This is a genomic window from Arthrobacter sp. Helios (assembly GCF_023167125.1).
Lineage (GTDB): Bacteria > Actinomycetota > Actinomycetes > Actinomycetales > Micrococcaceae > Arthrobacter_B > Arthrobacter_B luteolus.
The window spans coordinates 40,032-55,492 of sequence record NZ_CP095402.1 but is presented as its reverse complement, the minus strand read 5'-3'; the positions used below and the strand labels follow the sequence as shown (position 1 = coordinate 55,492).

Here is a 15,461-nt window from a genome sequence, read left to right as displayed (position 1 = left end):
TGGGTCACGTAATTTGAAGTTAGTCTACATACGTTGACTGAAATCACCAGTGCCTTGGAGGCAAAAATGGGCCAGACCCCGGCCGGACCCGGAATCCCTGCGGACCTCATCCTTCGCGGTGGATCCGTCATCACGATGGACGGCAGGAATTCCGAAGCCGAAGCCATAGCCGTGAGCGCCAACGAGATCGTCTTCGTCGGCTCCAGCCAGGACGCGATGCGCTTTGCGGGGAACAATACCCAGGTCATTGAACTGAACGGGAGGGCCGTTATCCCGGGCATTAACGATTCGCACCTGCACGGGGCCTGGCTCGGTGCCCTCTGGCCGGACACCATCATCGGCGGGGCCGGCTTCCAGAGTCCGGCCGCCAGGCTCGAAACCGGCGAAGACCGCCGGAATGCCATCCTGCGCACCGGCAGGCTGCTGGCCTCCCTGGGTATCACCAGCTACACCGAACCAGGGCTCGGCCCCGGCGAGGACAACGGACCCACCGGCTGCTTCGGCAGCGGCGTCCTCGACGCCTACCGGGAACTGGCCGACGCCGGCGATCTGACCGCACGGGTCACGGTCCTGAACCTCTTCGGCGAGCTGGACGGAGCAAGCGACATTGAGTCATTCGAGCGCGGACTTCGCGGCTTCCGGCCCTACGAGGGGGACCAGAAATGGCTGCATCTCGCCGGGGTCAAGATTTTTGCGGACGGAATTCCTCCGATGCACAACGCCTGGACGCACCACTGCTATCCGGACGGGTCCTCCGGGGATCTCCTGGTCGATGGAACCGACACCGCTGCCCGGGAGGGCAATCTTCGCCGGATGATCCTCAGTGCCCACGCCGCCGGTCACCAGATCGGTGTGCACGCCACTGGTGACCGGTCCATTGAAACCTTCCTGGAAGCGGTCGAATCCGCCGGCCTGGAAAGCGCCCGGGCAGCCAGGCACTATGTCATCCACGGAGACCTGATCAGCGGGGCGGCACTGGCACGGCTGGGCTCGCTCGGCATGGGCATCAACATCCAGCCCGGCATCGCCGTGGCCACCGCCCCCATGCTGGCCGGAGTTCTATCCGACCAGATTGCTGCCTCCGCCTGGCCCATCCTGTCCGCCATGGGCGGGCCGGCGAAACTCTGCCTGAGTTCGGACGCACCCGTCCTGTCCCCTGACTGGCGGCAGGGAATCGCCGCGGCCGGGGAATGGGTCGGAACCGGCCACGGAATGGGGAACCGGGAACTGATGACCGGACTCCTGCGGTCCTACACCTCCCATGCGGCCTGGCAGGACAAAGCCGAGGCCTGGAAGGGCACCCTGGAGCCCGGCAAGGCCGCAGACCTCTGCGTCCTGGAGCATAACCCGCTGGAAGTCTCCCCCGGCGACCTTCCCGGGGTCCGGGTTGACCTGACCGTGGTCGACGGCCGCATTGTCTATGACCGGGAGTCCGCGGCCGGAGAGCCGGATCAAACCGTTGCGCATTTTTAGTATACGGCCGTAGACTCAAAATTCACCGGTAGTCCAAGGAGGAACTGTCTTGTCCGCAGAAACGAAAATGCCCCAAAGAAAACTTGGAGCGGATGGTCCGCTGGTCCCGGTCTATGGCCTGGGCTCCTGGAATACCTGGGACCGGATGGAGTTTGACGACGCCGTCGGCCTCCTGAAGCGTTCCGTGGACGCAGGCGTCAATTTCTTCGACGTTGCCCACTACAACATGGGTCCGCACGCCGAACAGTCCACAACTGATCTGATCTTCGGTAAGGCCATCCGGGAAGCCGGCATTGCCCGGGAGGACTACCTGCTCTGCGGCAAGCTCTGGCTCTGGGAATACCCGACCGCGGGGTTTGCGGCCCAGCTCAACGAGTCGCTGGACCGGGTCGGCGTTGACAAGGCGGACCTCGTCGTCGTCGGCGACTACATGGAACGGCCAGATGTCCGGGCCATTGTCACCGAGGTTGCCGAGCAGGTCCGGGCCGGCCGGTTCGACGCCTGGGGGGTCAACAACTGGATTGCCGCCGACCTCCACCAGGCGATTGACTTCGCCCGCGCGGAAGGCCTGCCGGCGCCCTGCTTCGCGCAGCTCAAATACAGCGTGGTCCGCCGAACGATGGCCGAGGGGCCCTTTTACCAGGAGCTCTTCGACTCCGGCAGCTTCGCTATGCAGGCCTCGGACATCCTTGAAGGCGGGATTCTGGCCGGAAAGCTGCATCCCCAGCGGAAGATCGGCGCCGACCCGGGTGGTATCCGCGGCGAAATCCGGGAGGCAGCAGCAGAGCTGGCGGAGATAGCCGGCAGCTTCAACACCTCGGCCCCGCAGCTGGCGCTCGCTTTTTGCCTCGCCAACCCCGCCGTTGCCAATGTGCTGTTCGGGGTAAGCCGCCGCGAACAGCTGGAAGACAATCTGGCCGCACTCGAGCTCTACCACCGGCACGGCAGCGCCCTCCGTGAGGCCGTTCAGCACCTGTGGGTTGACCGGAACAAAGTACAGGCAGACGGCAGCTGGCTCTAGCCCGGCACTAAGGAGATCTTCAACATGACAACAACCCAGAACCCCGCAGATACCTCGACCTGGCCGCCTCTGGACGGCCTGGCCCCGGGATTCGATGCGAACAAGGCGCCGCTGTCCGGTACCCTCGCCGGACGCTGGATCAACCTGACCATGGCCGACGGAACACGGATCGCGCACAAATTCGGCGCGGAGTCCGTCGCCTGGAGCTTCCAGCCTCCCGGGCATGCCGTGCAGGACGGCGAAGATCCCTATGAGGCCTTCGAGGTTGCCCCGGGGCTCTTTTACGCACAGTTCCAGCATGTCTCGTCGCCCGAGGAAGCGGTTTCGCTCTTCCTGGATCTGGACAGCGGCCGCGCTCTCTCCGTCATCTCGACCATCGGCACAGCCTCCCCGGCCCAAACGGCCGTGGGCCAGCAGTTCATCGCCGGAACCATCGACGGCGCTGAGGTGGAAGGCACCGAACCGGCTCCTTCCACGGCTCTGGTCGGAGGCCGCGTCCTGTGGGAGTACAGCACTGAACATGCCTACGAACATCTCTATCTGAGCCCGCACTGGTACACCTGGCAGTGCCTGTCCGGGCCGGAGCGCGGCCTAGCGGACACCGATCAGCAAACCACCTATCAGCTGCGCCCAGGCATCTTCGTCTTCGCATGGCGGGAGAAAGTGGTGCCGTGTGCGGCAGTCACGGTGGCGGACCACCGGGACGCCGCGGCCCTCCGCTCCCACGGCAGCCTGTTCGGGCTTCGCCAGGACGGCAGCCAGCCGGTGCATTTCACCTTTGGTGCCCACGGGCGGCTGCTCAGCCGGACATCCCACCCGGCAGCCTTCGATCCCGCGCGTAACTGGTAGCCCGTGGCGCTAATCCACAGCGGTTCGGCCGTCACCGTCCTGGGTCCGGTGGAGCCCGGGACGCTCGGCCAGACGCTGGTCCGCGAACACCTCGCCGCCTGCTTCGCACCGCCGTCGGACACTCCCGCCGGCTGGCAGGCTGCCGGCCGGCGGCAGCCTGTTGCCGCGGCGGACCGCAGGTTCTACGAGACCCCGCTGAGCATCGACATGCTCGGCGCCGCCGCGCTTGGGGCCGCGAACCGGGACAACGAGTCCCTCGGCGACATGGGGGTGGCGGAAGCTGAGCTGCTTGGTTTCACCAGGGCGGGGGGCCGCAGCATCGTGGACGCCACCACCCGCTCCCACCGGCGGAACGCCTCTGCGCTCGCGCAGCTGTCCCGAAGCACCGGCGTGAACATCGTGATGGCCGCCGGCTGGCACCATCCGGATTGGAGCCCGGAAATCCACGGCCGCAGTGCCGGGAGCCTGGCCGCGGAAATCATCAGGGAGCTCAGCGACGGCGTTGACGGCGTACAGGCAGGACTGATCGGGCCGCTGGGTCCGCTGGATCCTGCCGTGCCTGAGGAACGGGTTCTCCTCCTCGCCGCGGCTGCCGCAGCCTGTGAGACCGGCGCACCTCTGGTCCTGGACCGGTCGGCGGATCCCGCGAAGCGGAACGCCGCACTCAAGCTCCTGGTCGCTGAGGGCGTGGCTCCGTGGCGCATTGGCCTCGGCCGCTGCGGAGGGTTGGCATTGGACGTCAACGACGCCGAGCAGGTTCTTGCCTACGGTGTCTGCCTTCAGTTTGACGAGCTGGGCAGGATCCCCTCGGTCCAGACCCGGACCGCGGACCACGACGTAGCTGCCGCCATCCTTGAACTGGCCCGCCGCGGGTATGCCGAACGCCTGCTGGTATCCCATTCCATCTCACGCAAAACCGGACTTAAGGCGTATGGCGGCAACGGGTACGGCTTTCTCCTGGAGCAGTTCACGGGCTACCTTGCCGGGCTCGGTGCCGGCGAGGCGGAGCTGCGGCTTCTGACCACCGGGAACCCGCAGCGGTTCCTTACCTTCACTTCCCAGGAGCCGGCATGAGCCTCCATGACCTGAGCATTCCGAACCTGGCCGGCAGGGCCCTGACCGTCGCCGGTCCGGTCGATCCCGCTGTCCTGGGCGAAACGCTGATGCATGAACACATCTTCCTCAATATCCGCCGGCCGGGGCATGCCCTGCGCCCCGGCGAAGACTCCGCCGGGGCAGCGCGGCCCCTGACCCTGGCCAACCTTGCTGAAACCCGGCGGGGCGCCGTCAACAACGACAATGACCTCCTGGGCGACTTCGATGAGATGCTGGCGGAAATCCTGGCGTTCAAGTACGCCGGTGGCGGGAGCATGGTGGAGGTGTCCAACCTCGGCCTGGGCCGGGACCCCAGATCCCTGCTGCGGGTTTCGCTCGCCAGCGGCCTGCACATCGTGATGGGTGCGGGCTGGTACACGGAAGCCTTCCACCCGGTGGACATGGATTCCCGCAGCGTCGAGGACCTCGCCGAAGTCATCGTGCGGGACATCGTGTGCGGGGCCGGCGGCACGGGCATCAGGGCAGGAATCATCGGCGAGGTGGGAGTGGAAGGCAACCCGCTCTCCCCCAATGAACTCAAGAGCATCAGGGCCAGCGGGCGGGCCAGCCGGCTGACGGGCGCACCCATCACCTTCCATTTCGGAGGTTTCGGGGAAGAGAAATTCCAGGTCCTGGACATCCTGGAAGACGAAGGAGCTGACCTCTCCCAGGTCGTGATGGGCCACAGCGGAGCTCTGGGGGAAGATCTGCCGTTTGCGCGGCGGCTCCTGAGCCGGGGCGTGTTCGCGGAGTTCGATTTCCTCGGAACCACCGGAAGTCCCTGGGGCACACTGTGGCCGACCACCGACTACAAGGTGGGGCAGGGCATCGCGGCGCTCGTCGAGGATGGATATGCCGGGCAGATCGTGCTCGGTCAGGACGTCTGCACCAAGATCCAGCTCAAGCGCTACGGGGGCCACGGGTACAGCTACATCTCCGAGCATTTCCTTCCGGCGCTCGGCGCCCTGGGCATCGACGACGCCGTCCTGCGGGCTTTTATGGTCGACAATCCACGGCGGGCGCTGACGTTCGCCGAACCGCGCCCCTGAAAAAGGGAACGGTCCGGCGAACGGACATCAGCTGTTGATGAAGTCCAGCGCCGCCTGCTGGAACGCGCTGCCGTGGAGCACCTGCAGATGGTCGCCGGGCACGGTCAGCATGCGGGCACCCTCGACTGCCTCAGCCAGAGTTTCCATACCCGCAGCGACCTGATCCCCGCTGCCCCGAACGAACAGCACGGGGGCATCCGGAGCCCAGGCGTCCGGCTGGAACGGCTCGGCCCGAAGCCCTTCGATCACGGCCAGCAGCGATTCGGGGTCGCGTCCCGGCGCAGTGATCATCCCGCCGATCATCGCGGTCAGGGGATCCTGCGGCGCGGCACCATCACGGACCAGTGCCGTCAGGCTGCCCATGTCCAGGGCCCCGAAAGGCTCGAACGGGCTGAGGCCGCCGAGCACCAGGTGCCCCACGCGCCGCGGGCTGATCCGGGCCAGGCTCCACGCGAGCCGTGCGCCCAGCGAATAGCCCACAATGTCCACACTGTCGCCCGGCATACCGGCGATCACAGCTGCCAGGGCCGCTGTCTGGTTGCTGGTGCTGACCGAGTCCGCCGTCCCGGGCCGCGCGCTTGCGCCGTGTCCGGGCAGGTCCGGGATATAGACCGGCCGGCCGGCAGCGGTCAGCGCCGCCGGAAGCCCGGCATCCGGCCAGTCCTCCGCACCGTTGGAGGTAAAGGTGTGCAACAGCAGCACCGGAACCCCGCCGGCTCCGTTTTCCGGGGTAAGCACCCGGCAGGGCAAGGAAGCCACGGGAGAATCAGCAGTCACAGCCTGGCCTTTCGCTGAGAACATCCGCCGGCATCAAACTGCATCAGCCACAATCACCCGGGGGCTGCCGGGAAGGGAAATCATCTCCCGGAAGGCCCAGCCGGCCGCTTCCAGCCATTCCCGGACCACCGATTCGGGATACACCACGGTGCCGTCGATGTTGTAGTACTCCCCGGCGTGCAGCGCATCGATACGGCGCTGGACCGGGTCATCGTCAAGGTAGAAATCGAGCATCAGCAGGGTTGCGCCGGGGGCGGCCGCCGCCCGTGCATTTGCCAGGATGCGCGCGTTCTCCACGGCACCGAAGCGGTGGGCAACATGGTTGACCATCACGAGGTCATGCGCGCCGCCGGGCTGGGCGTCCTCGGTCTCTGCGCCTTCAACAACGGCACGTCCGCTCAGGCCGGCTGCTTCGACTGCCTGGCGGACACCGTCGGCGAAGTCCGGTGCCACCACAAAGCGGGTCTTGAGGTCGGGGTTGGCCTGCATCGCCTTGATGGCGAAGTCCGGGCTCAGGCCGCCCAGATCGAGGGCCGATCCAAACCCGGTGAAGTCGAAGTGGCGCGCCAGCATCTGTGCGTGCAGGGCGTTGTAGGTCATCACACCATGCATGAAGTCAGCCCAGCCGGCCTCGTTGAGTTCCAGGGTTCCGGCGGCATCCGTGTCAACAGTCTTGTCGTAGCCCCGCCACTGGTCGTAGCTGGTGGAACCCAGGAACGTGAGGAACGGTGCGAGGTCCAGCTCGGCGTGTCCGCCGGTGAGGTAGGCGGCGGCGTCGGGGGTCAGGCTGTAGCGGCCCCCGGCGCGCCCGAGCAGGCCCTGCGCAGCCATGCTGTCGGCCAGGACGCGTACCTGGCGGTGAGGCACGCCTGTTGTGCTGGCGAGTTCCTCGACCGTTGATGCGCCGTCGGCAATTGCGGTGAAGAGACCAATGCGGCTGGCGGCGAAGAGCTGTTTCGCTCCCATAAAGCCGATGGCGATGTCCACGATGGCTTCCGGGGTGGCCGTCCGTGCGGCCGGGTGGATTGCAGATGTCACGGGTCCTAGACCTTTCGTTAATGCGGTGCCGCCTGGTTCTGAAGGCCCGGAAACGGGCGCGGCCGTGGCAGGAGTCTACGTTCGTAGACTCATGATGTCCAGAGTTCCAGCCGGGCGTTTGAAGGTGCTGGTTTTTCCGTCTACATGCGTATACTCTAAACCCCATGCGCTGCACGCGGCCGCGCTGAAGGGGGAACAGACACAGATGAGCAAGGCCCGAAATATCCTCGTGACAGGCGGGGCAGGCGGCATCGGCCGCACGGTTTCCGAAGCCTTCGCTGCCCTGGGCGACCATGTTGTCATTGCCGACCGGGATGGGGATGCAGCCGCCGAAGCGGCGCGGTCCCTCGGCGGCACCGCCCTCGCCGTCGACATCACGGATACCGTTTCTGCCCCGGCCGCGCTCGATGAAGCGGCCCGTGCCTGCGGCGGCTTCGATGTCCTCGTCAACAACGCCGGCCTGCTGTCGGTCCACGGGGCCCTGACTGAACTCAGTGTCACGGACTACGAGTCGATTCTGCGGGTCAACGTCCTGGGAACCTACCTGGTGACGCAGACGGTCGCCCGGCAGATGATAGCCGCGGGACGGCAGGGCAGCATCGTCAACATTTCCTCCATCGGCGCCCGCCAGCCAACACCCGGCATGGGCGGATATGAGTCCAGCAAGGCCGCCGTGGATTCGCTGACCCGCTGGGCGGCAATCGAACTGGCCGCCCACGGCATCCGGGTCAATGCGGTGGCTCCGGGCCCGGTCCTCACTCCGATGCTGAGCGCCGGCCTGCCGGAAGGATCCGAGGCGCGCCGCGCCTGGGAATCCCGGATCCCCCTAAACGCACTGGCATCCACCTCCGACGTCGCTGCCGCTGTCCTCTTCCTGGCCGGCGCCGGGCACATCACCGGGATCAGCCTGCCTGTCGACGGCGGCCAGCTGCTCACCTGAGCCACCACCGCCCACTGCCAGCCGTCCTCCGAAAAGACAAAGACGTAGAGAAAGGCAAGATCCGATGCCGCAGGCCCCTGCCGTTGGAATCACCCCGGTCCCGTTCGCACCCGAACTCGCACCGGTTATCCAAGCCATGGCTGCCAGCCCGCAGCCGCCCATGTCCAGGGAAACCATCGCAGCATCCCGCGGCAGCAGCCAGGGAATGTTCCCCAGTCCCGCAGAAGTCATCGGCAGCCGCCCGGTCGAAGCCATTGAACGCATCATCCCGGGCCCCTCCGGTGCTCCCGACCTCGAGATCACGGTCCTGCGCCCCAGCACTCCAGCACCCGGCGGGCAGGCTGTTCCCGGCCTGTTCAACATCCATGGCGGCGGAATGGTCGTAGGACACCGGGACTGGGAGACCGGCCGCCTCGTGGAGCTCGTGGAGAAGCACGGTGTGGTCGCAGTCAACGTTGAATACCGCCTGGCCCCGGAGGACCCCTACCCTGCCGGCGTCGAAGACTGCTATGCCGGACTCGTCTGGATGTCCGAAAACGCGGCGGAACTCGGCATCGACCCGGACCGGATCGTTGTGATGGGCGGCAGCGCCGGCGGCGGGTTCTCGGCAGCATTGACTCTGATGGCCCGCGACCGCCGCGGCCCGGCCATCGCCGGCCAGCTGCTGCTCTGCCCCATGATCGATAACACCAACACCAGCATCTCAAGCCGGCAGTACGCCGGATTGGGAACCTGGACGCGGGAAGCCAACCTGCTCGCCTGGGAGTGCGTCCTCGGCCCGGACCTGGCGTTCAGCCCCGAGGCACCCGCTTATGCCGCCCCCACCCGCGCCGCCAATCTGGCCGGACTGCCCCCGGCATTCATCGAAGTCGGCTCCGCAGAACCCTTCCGCGACGAGGACGTCGAATACGCCACCCGCATCTGGGCCACCGGAGGGGAAGCTGAGCTGCATGTCTGGTCAGGCGGATTCCACGGCTTCGATATCTACGCGCCGGAGAGTGAACTGACCCGGGCCGCACTGGCTTCCCGCGATTCCTGGCTCCAGCGGCTCCTCTTTCCCCAGCCCGAATAGCGGACCTGGATAACCGGCCCACTTTTCAAGGAGGCAGCAGTGTCTACAACCCCGGTCCCGTACGATCCGGAGCTGGTGGCCGGTCTGGCTGCCTTCCAATCCCTGTTCGAGCCCTATCCCCTGCGGGCAGACACCATCCTCCCCAGCCGCCGGCACGTCGCCGGTCTGATCCCACCGCTGGCAGAGCAGATTGGTTCCCTGCCCGTGACCGGGACGGACCTGCTGATACCCGGACCGGCCGGGGCGCCGGACGTTGAGGTGACAGTCATCCGTCCGGCGGCCGCCCGAAGCGGGCCGGCACCGGCGGTCCTGGGTATTCATGGCGGCGGGATGGTGCTGGGCACCAGGTTCTTCGGCACCGGCGAACTCATTGACCTGGCCCACCGGCACGGTGTTGTCGGCGTGGCGGTGGAATACCGGCTGGCGCCGGAGCATCCCGGCCCGGCCGCGGCTGAGGACTGCTACGCGGCGTTGGCCTGGCTGGCTGCCCACGCCCCCGGACTGGGAGTCGATCCGGAACGGATTATTGTCTCGGGTGCAAGCGCGGGCGGCGGGCTCAGTGCCTCGGTGGCGCTGATGGCCCGTGACCGGGGCGGTCCGCGGCTGGCCGGGCAGCTGCTGAACACCCCAATGCTCGACGACCGCAACGAAACAGTCTCCAGCCGGCAGTACAGCGGGGTGGGCATCTGGGACCGCGGCAACAACGAAGCTGCCTGGACCGCCGTTCTCGGCCAGGCGCGGGGCACTGCGGACGTGCATCCGTACAGCGCCGCGGCGCGGGCGAAGGACCTGACGGGCCTGCCGCCGGCGTTTATCGACGTCGGAGCAGCTGAGGTCTTCCGCGACGAAGCGACGGCGTACGCCACCCGGCTCTGGGCAGCCGGCGGCACGGCCGAGCTGCACGTCTGGTCCGGTGCTTATCACGGTTTCTCCGGCTCATCCCCGGCAGCGAGAGTGTCCCGCGCGGCGCAGGAGGCGCGGGAGAGCTGGCTTTGCCGGACCCTGCGCCTCGGCCCGTCCGCCTAGCCTCCCCCTTCCGCCGCCCGTCCGGGTCCTCGGCCAGGCCGTCAGAAACAGGAACCCATGTCTTCCCCTTCCATCACTACTGCCCCTGCCCATGGCATGAGCAAACGCCGAATCGTCCTGGTCCTGGGCACCCTTGAGGCTTTCGGCCCGCTCTCCATGGACCTGTACATGCCGGCGCTGCCCCATCTGGCTGAGTCACTGCAGACGACCGACACCCTGGCCCAAACCACCATGTCCGTATGCATGATCGGGCTGGGTGCCGGCCAGCTCATCGCCGGACCGCTGAGTGACCGGTTGGGGCGCCGGCGTCCACTTCTGGCGGGGATCGCGCTGTTTGCCGTCTTCTCGCTGGCCTGCGCCTTTGCACCAACCATCGAGCTGCTCCTGCTGGCCCGGTTCCTGCAGGGCCTCGCCGGGGCCGCCGGCGTCGTCATCGCCCTGGCTGTGGCCCGTGACCTGTTCAGCGGCATTGAGCTGTCCCGGATGCTGTCGTTGCTCGCCCTCGTCGGCTCCTCCGCCCCGATCATCGCTCCCGTCCTCGGCGGCCAGCTGGCCCGGGTGATGGACTGGCGCGGAATGTTCGGGATCCTGGCGCTGATCGGCGCCCTCATTCTTCTCCTGGCTGCCGTCTCGCTGCAGGAGACACACCCCGCACACCGGCGCACCACCGAAGGGATCCGGGTGACCGTGCGGCAGTTCGGCCTGCTGTTCCATGACCGGTTGTTTGTCCTGCTGCTTGTGACATCGGCCGCTGGCGGCGTCGGCTTCTTCACCTACCTGTCGATGTCCAGCTTTGTGCTGCAGAACGAATTCGGGCTGACTCCACAGCTGTTCAGCTTCGTGTTTGGCGCAAATGCGCTGTCCAGCATGGCCGGCGCGCAGATCAGCAGGTTCCTGGTGGCGCGGCTCGGTCCGGCCAGAATGTACCTGCTGGGGTACGGGCTCACCCTGCTGGCGGCCGCCGCCCTGTTCACCGGCGCGGTGCTCGCCGCGCCTCCGGGTCTCCTGCTGATATTCCTTGCCGGCTACCTCATGACCAGTGGCATGGTTTCGCCGAATACGACCACACTGGCGATGGACCGCCACCGCGAGCGGGCCGGTACGGCCGCTGCGCTCTTTGGGACGGCATCCTTTGTGGTGGGTCCGGTCATAGCGCCGCTTGCCGCGCTCAGCGGTGCGACGGCGGCGGCCATGGGTGCGATGATTGCCGGCGCCGTTGCCTGCGCGGCTCTGCTGGCGTTCCTGTGGGTTCGTCCCCTCCTGCGGAGCTCCGTCTCCGGGTAGGCCGCCCCGGGCAGGACCCGCCGCCGCCCCAGCGGACGATGGTCTGAGCGGACGTTTGGCTTAGCGGACGTTTGGCTTAGCGGACGGGTTGTTTTAGCGGACGTTAAACCGAAAAGCACCGGGAACCTGAAGTTCCCGGTGCTTTTCAGCCCGCTGACCGCTGGCCTTCAGTTTCCGGCCACAGCCAGCGCCTCCGGCTCCTTCCGGAGCGCCAGCCACTCCTGCCGGCGTCGGCGCTGGGCCTCCGGGTTGGCGATGGGCGAGGCCATCAGCAGCCGCCGTGTGTACGGGTGCTGCGGATCCGTGGTGACCTGGTGTCCGGTGCCGGTCTCAACCAGCTTGCCCCGGTACATCACCGCGACCCGGTGACAGACGCGGCGCACGACACCGAGGTCATGGGTGATGAACAGGTAGGAGACACCGGTATCGCGCTGCAGTTCGATGAACAGGTCAAGTATGGACGCCTGGGTGGTCAGGTCCAGCGCGCTGACCGGTTCATCACAAATAATCAGGCGCGGTTTCCGGACCAGTGCGCGCGCGATCGCAATGCGCTGGCGCTGTCCACCGGAAAACTCGCGCGGATACCGGTCGACCACGCCGGCGGGCAGTTTGACCCGGTCCAGCATCTCCTTCACCGCGGCTTCCGCGCCGCGGCGCTCCAACCCGGAACTCGTGAGCGGCTCAGCCAGGATCTGACCGATCGTCATGCCCGGGTCAAGGGAACCATACGGGTCCTGGAACACCACCTGGATGCTTGAGGACAGCTTGCGCCGTTCCGGCCTCCGAAGGTGCGTGATATCGCGTCCGTCGAAGGAGATCCGGCCGTCCGTGACCGGGACCAACCCCAGGATCGCCTTGCCCAGTGTGGATTTGCCGGACCCGGATTCACCCACCAGGCCAAGGCATTCACCGGGCTTGATCTCCAGTGAAACGTTATCCAGCGCCCGGAAGCTTCTGTGCCCGGACAGGGAATAGTCGATCGACAGGTTGTCGACGGACAGCAGCGGGCCGGCTGGGTCCGCCGCTGGTTCGGGCTTCGGGGTCATGCGCGTGCCGCCTTTCGCTGGTCAGGGGTGCCGTCCGGATCCAGCCTGGTTGCCGGATCCGTCAGGCGGTAGTCGTCATCAAGCTCGCTGCGGGTGGCCGCATCGTCCAGGGAGGCGGAGATGAGTTCGCGGGTGTAGTCGCTTTCCGGGGCACTGAAGATTGTCGAAACGTCTCCCGCTTCCACGATCCGGCCGTCTTTCATCACCACAACGCGGTCGCAGATGTCCGCAACAACCCCAAAGTTGTGCGTGACGATGATCAGGGCCATCCCGTACTCCTGCTGCAGCTCACGCAGCAGTTCCAGCACTTCGGCCTGGACGGTGACGTCCAACGCCGTCGTCGGCTCGTCCGCCACAAGCACCGATGGCTTGGCCGCAATGGCGCCCGCGATCAGGACCCGCTGGGCCATACCGCCGGAGAGCTGGTGGGGGTAGGACCGCATAACCCGCGCAGGATCCGCGATGCCGACCTTTTCCAGCATCAGCACCGCCCGCTGCCGGGCGTCCGCGCGGCTGAGCTTGTGCACGGTGCGCAGCGGTTCCATCAGCTGATAGCCAATGGTGTAGGACGGGTCCAGATTGGTCATTGGTTCCTGGGGAATATAGCCCAGCACACCGCCCAGCAGCCTGTGCCGTTCCTTGCGGCTCTTGGAACTGATTTCCTGTCCGCCGATCCACAGTGCGTCCATCGTGGCGGCGCCGCCGGCCGGCAGCAGGTCCAGGATGGAGAAGACCGTCTGGGACTTTCCGGAACCGGATTCCCCGACAATACCGAGGACCTCCCCGGGCGCTACCTGCACGGAAATCCCGTGGACTACTTCGATGTCGGTTTCCGCACCCGGGTAGGTCACCCTGAGGTTCTCCAGGGACACTGCGGCTGCGGCCGACGCCGGCGACGGCGCTGCTTCCGCAGCGGGTGCGTTGCTTCGGCGCGGACGCCGGACGCGCTTTGCCACCGGAGTGCGCACACTGACGACGTCGCCAAGGGTCGAGCCCATGACCGCCAGCGCGGCAATGGAAATGCCCAGGGCGAGTGAGGGCCAAAGCAGCAGCAGCGGGTCAGTCAGCATCACGCGGAAGCCCTCGTTCATCATGGCGCCCCAGCCCGGGTCCTTGGCTCCCCCAATGCCCAGGAACTGCAGGCCGGCCTGCATCCCCATAGCCATCCCGGCCGTCAGGGCCGTCTGGATGATGATCGGTGCATACACGGCCTGGACCACGTGCCGGGCAATGATCCGGCCATTGGACAGCCCGGCAACCAGTGCGGCGTCGATATACGGCTCGTTCCGGACCGTCATCGTGGTGGATCTGGTGAGCCGGAAATAGCCCGGCGCCATAAATACGCCCACCGTGACCATGATGAGGTTGAAGTCGTTCCGGGTGGCGGCGGCGACGATGAGCAGGATGATCATGCCGGGCACTGCCTGCAGCGCGTCACTGATCCAGGTGGCAATCCGGTCGAAGGTCCCGCCGAAGTAGCCCGCAGCCAGTCCGGCCGGAACGCCGATGCCCAGGGAGACCAGGATTGAGATCGCGGCTCCGATGAGCGTGAGCCGGGCACCGTAAATCAGCCGGCTGAGAATGTCACGGCCGTTGGCGTCACCGCCCAGCCAGTGTTCCGGACCCGGCGGCGCCTTGGCGATCGACAGGTCTACGAAGTTGGGATCATGCGGTGCCAGCCAGGGGGCAAAAACCGCGACCAGGACGATGACGGCGAAGACGGCGGCAGAGGCCGCGCCCGACGGACGGCGGATAAACCGGGCAAACAGGGAGCCCCGGCGGGGTCCGCGGGCGTCCAGCGGGTTAACGATGGGAGCTGTCATTTCACGCGCGCTTTCGGGTTGATCCAGCCGAGGACAACGTCGAGCAGGAAGTTGACGATCACCACGAAGGCCACGGAGATAACGGTGATGCCAAGCAGGATGGGAATGTCGCCGTTCTGGGAGGAACCATTGGTCATGGCACCGATGCCGGGCAGGGCAAAGACCTGCTCCACGACGATGGCTCCGCTGAGCAGCGCAACAAACATCAGGGCCAGGATGGTGATCGACGCCGGCGCCGCGTTGCGCAGCAGGTGGACCACCACGCGTGCCTGGGAGAGCCCCCGGCTGCGCAGCGTCCGGACGAAGTCCTGCCCGTTGACTGAGATAAAGGCGTTGCGCAGCTGCTCCGCAATCATCACGACCGCACCGAGGGCCAGGGACACCGCGGGCAGCGTGATCGACCGCAGCCACCCCTCGACTGACATCGTGGGCTGGACGTAGCCGACTGCGGGGAACCACTTCAGGTTCACTCCGAACCAGATCACCAGCACCAGGCTGACCCAGAAACCGGGCAGGGCGAACAGGACAACTGCCGCCGCTTTGACCAGCTTGTCGATGATGGTTCCGGGGTTGAGTCCCGCCAGGACCCCCAGCAGGCCGCCGAAAACTGCTGAAAGCAGAATCGCGGCGGCAACTACGGACAGGGTCACCGGCAGTTTCGTGGCGATCTGGGCCGTCACCGGCTGGAAGTTGCGCCAGGAGTCGCCGAAGTCTCCGACGACGGCGTGCCGGGCCCAGTCGGCGAACTGCACCAGCACCGGGCGGTCGATGCCGATCTTCTCGGCCAGTGCGGCCTGCTGGGCGGGGGTGGCCGAGTTGCCGAGCAGTCCGGCCGTCGGGTCCCCGATGGCGAGGTGGGCCAGGAAGAAGGTTCCGGTAGCCACCACCACGAGCAGAATGATGCCCGAGGCAAGCCGCTTGAGTGTAAATCTGAGCATGTAGTGTCCTTCAAAGTACGGTGGCGGGAG

14 protein-coding genes are annotated in these 15,461 nt (G+C 66.6%); 9 read left to right on the top strand and 5 right to left on the bottom strand.

Annotated elements, in window-relative coordinates; genetic code table 11:
* Positions 1-66: 66 nt before the first annotated feature.
* The 5 genes from ArtHe_RS00245 (at position 67) to ArtHe_RS00225 (ending at position 5,487) form a co-directional block, all read left to right on the top strand.
* Positions 67-1,473: an amidohydrolase family protein gene (locus tag ArtHe_RS00245; RefSeq protein WP_248318235.1), complete on the top strand. Its 1,407-nt coding sequence runs from the start codon at positions 67-69 to the stop codon at positions 1,471-1,473.
* 67 nt (positions 1,474-1,540) lie between these two features.
* Positions 1,541-2,494 (top strand): aldo/keto reductase, encoded by a 954-nt coding sequence (locus tag ArtHe_RS00240; protein WP_248318233.1) that lies wholly within the window; start codon positions 1,541-1,543, stop codon positions 2,492-2,494.
* Positions 2,495-2,518: 24 nt separating this feature from the next.
* Positions 2,519-3,343: a molybdenum cofactor biosynthesis F family protein gene (locus ArtHe_RS00235; protein ID WP_248318232.1), complete on the top strand. Its 825-nt coding sequence runs from the start codon at positions 2,519-2,521 to the stop codon at positions 3,341-3,343.
* 3 nt (positions 3,344-3,346) lie between these two features.
* Complete coding sequence (locus tag ArtHe_RS00230; RefSeq protein ID WP_248318231.1) at positions 3,347-4,417, top strand: hypothetical protein; 1,071 nt, start codon at positions 3,347-3,349, stop codon at positions 4,415-4,417.
* Positions 4,414-5,487 carry an aryldialkylphosphatase gene (locus ArtHe_RS00225; RefSeq protein ID WP_248318230.1) on the top strand — a complete coding sequence of 358 codons (1,074 nt, stop codon included), beginning with the start codon at positions 4,414-4,416 and terminating at the stop codon, positions 5,485-5,487. Before ArtHe_RS00230 ends, ArtHe_RS00225 begins: the two co-directional genes overlap by 4 nt.
* A 27-nt stretch (positions 5,488-5,514) precedes the next feature.
* On the opposite strand, the gene ArtHe_RS00220 is transcribed toward ArtHe_RS00225, so the two are convergent.
* Both ArtHe_RS00220 and ArtHe_RS00215 read right to left on the bottom strand, forming a co-directional pair.
* Positions 5,515-6,264: an alpha/beta hydrolase gene (locus tag ArtHe_RS00220; protein ID WP_248318229.1), complete on the bottom strand. Its 750-nt coding sequence runs from the start codon at positions 6,262-6,264 to the stop codon at positions 5,515-5,517.
* A gap of 33 nt (positions 6,265-6,297) precedes the next feature.
* Complete coding sequence (locus ArtHe_RS00215) at positions 6,298-7,302, bottom strand: methyltransferase dimerization domain-containing protein (RefSeq protein ID WP_248318228.1); 1,005 nt, start codon at positions 7,300-7,302, stop codon at positions 6,298-6,300.
* 205 nt (positions 7,303-7,507) lie between these two features.
* On the opposite strand from ArtHe_RS00215, the gene ArtHe_RS00210 reads away from it, so the two are divergent.
* The 4 genes from ArtHe_RS00210 to ArtHe_RS00195 all read left to right on the top strand — a co-directional run bounded on the left by ArtHe_RS00210 (position 7,508) and on the right by ArtHe_RS00195 (position 11,624).
* Positions 7,508-8,242: an SDR family NAD(P)-dependent oxidoreductase gene (locus ArtHe_RS00210; protein ID WP_248318227.1), complete on the top strand. Its 735-nt coding sequence runs from the start codon at positions 7,508-7,510 to the stop codon at positions 8,240-8,242.
* Between the two features lie 64 nt (positions 8,243-8,306).
* Positions 8,307-9,314, top strand: coding sequence for an alpha/beta hydrolase (locus ArtHe_RS00205; RefSeq protein ID WP_248318226.1), 1,008 nt, complete (start codon positions 8,307-8,309; stop codon positions 9,312-9,314).
* A gap of 39 nt (positions 9,315-9,353) precedes the next feature.
* Complete coding sequence (locus ArtHe_RS00200; protein ID WP_248318225.1) at positions 9,354-10,340, top strand: alpha/beta hydrolase; 987 nt, start codon at positions 9,354-9,356, stop codon at positions 10,338-10,340.
* Between the two features lie 57 nt (positions 10,341-10,397).
* Complete coding sequence (locus ArtHe_RS00195) at positions 10,398-11,624, top strand: multidrug effflux MFS transporter (RefSeq protein ID WP_248318223.1); 1,227 nt, start codon at positions 10,398-10,400, stop codon at positions 11,622-11,624.
* A 167-nt stretch (positions 11,625-11,791) separates the two neighbouring features.
* Here ArtHe_RS00195 and ArtHe_RS00190 read toward each other — a convergent pair whose 3' ends face one another.
* The 3 genes from ArtHe_RS00190 to ArtHe_RS00180 are packed head-to-tail and all read right to left on the bottom strand — an operon-like array spanning position 11,792 to position 15,431.
* Complete coding sequence (locus ArtHe_RS00190) at positions 11,792-12,670, bottom strand: ATP-binding cassette domain-containing protein (protein ID WP_248318221.1); 879 nt, start codon at positions 12,668-12,670, stop codon at positions 11,792-11,794.
* The gene (locus ArtHe_RS00185) at positions 12,667-14,493 is read right to left on the bottom strand and encodes a dipeptide/oligopeptide/nickel ABC transporter permease/ATP-binding protein (protein ID WP_248318219.1); all 1,827 of its coding nucleotides are present in this window, start codon (positions 14,491-14,493) and stop codon (positions 12,667-12,669) included. Before ArtHe_RS00185 ends, ArtHe_RS00190 begins: the two co-directional genes overlap by 4 nt.
* The gene (locus ArtHe_RS00180) at positions 14,490-15,431 is read right to left on the bottom strand and encodes an ABC transporter permease (protein WP_248318217.1); all 942 of its coding nucleotides are present in this window, start codon (positions 15,429-15,431) and stop codon (positions 14,490-14,492) included. Before ArtHe_RS00180 ends, ArtHe_RS00185 begins: the two co-directional genes overlap by 4 nt.
* Positions 15,432-15,461: the final 30 nt, after the last annotated feature.

Excerpts from the sequence above, each read along its gene's own strand:
- ArtHe_RS00245 (WP_248318235.1), top strand. The coding sequence starts at position 67 with ATGGGCCAGACCCCGGCCGGACCCGGAATCCCTGCGGACCTCATCCTT.
- ArtHe_RS00240 (WP_248318233.1), top strand. The coding sequence starts at position 1,541 with ATGCCCCAAAGAAAACTTGGAGCGGATGGTCCGCTGGTCCCGGTCTAT.
- ArtHe_RS00235 (WP_248318232.1), top strand. The coding sequence starts at position 2,519 with ATGACAACAACCCAGAACCCCGCAGATACCTCGACCTGGCCGCCTCTG.
- ArtHe_RS00225 (WP_248318230.1), top strand. The coding sequence starts at position 4,414 with ATGAGCCTCCATGACCTGAGCATTCCGAACCTGGCCGGCAGGGCCCTG.
- ArtHe_RS00210 (WP_248318227.1), top strand. The coding sequence starts at position 7,508 with ATGAGCAAGGCCCGAAATATCCTCGTGACAGGCGGGGCAGGCGGCATC.
- ArtHe_RS00205 (WP_248318226.1), top strand. The coding sequence starts at position 8,307 with ATGCCGCAGGCCCCTGCCGTTGGAATCACCCCGGTCCCGTTCGCACCC.
- ArtHe_RS00195 (WP_248318223.1), top strand. The coding sequence starts at position 10,398 with ATGTCTTCCCCTTCCATCACTACTGCCCCTGCCCATGGCATGAGCAAA.
- ArtHe_RS00190 (WP_248318221.1), bottom strand. The coding sequence starts at position 12,670 with ATGACCCCGAAGCCCGAACCAGCGGCGGACCCAGCCGGCCCGCTGCTG.
- ArtHe_RS00185 (WP_248318219.1), bottom strand. The coding sequence starts at position 14,493 with ATGACAGCTCCCATCGTTAACCCGCTGGACGCCCGCGGACCCCGCCGG.
- ArtHe_RS00180 (WP_248318217.1), bottom strand. The coding sequence starts at position 15,431 with ATGCTCAGATTTACACTCAAGCGGCTTGCCTCGGGCATCATTCTGCTC.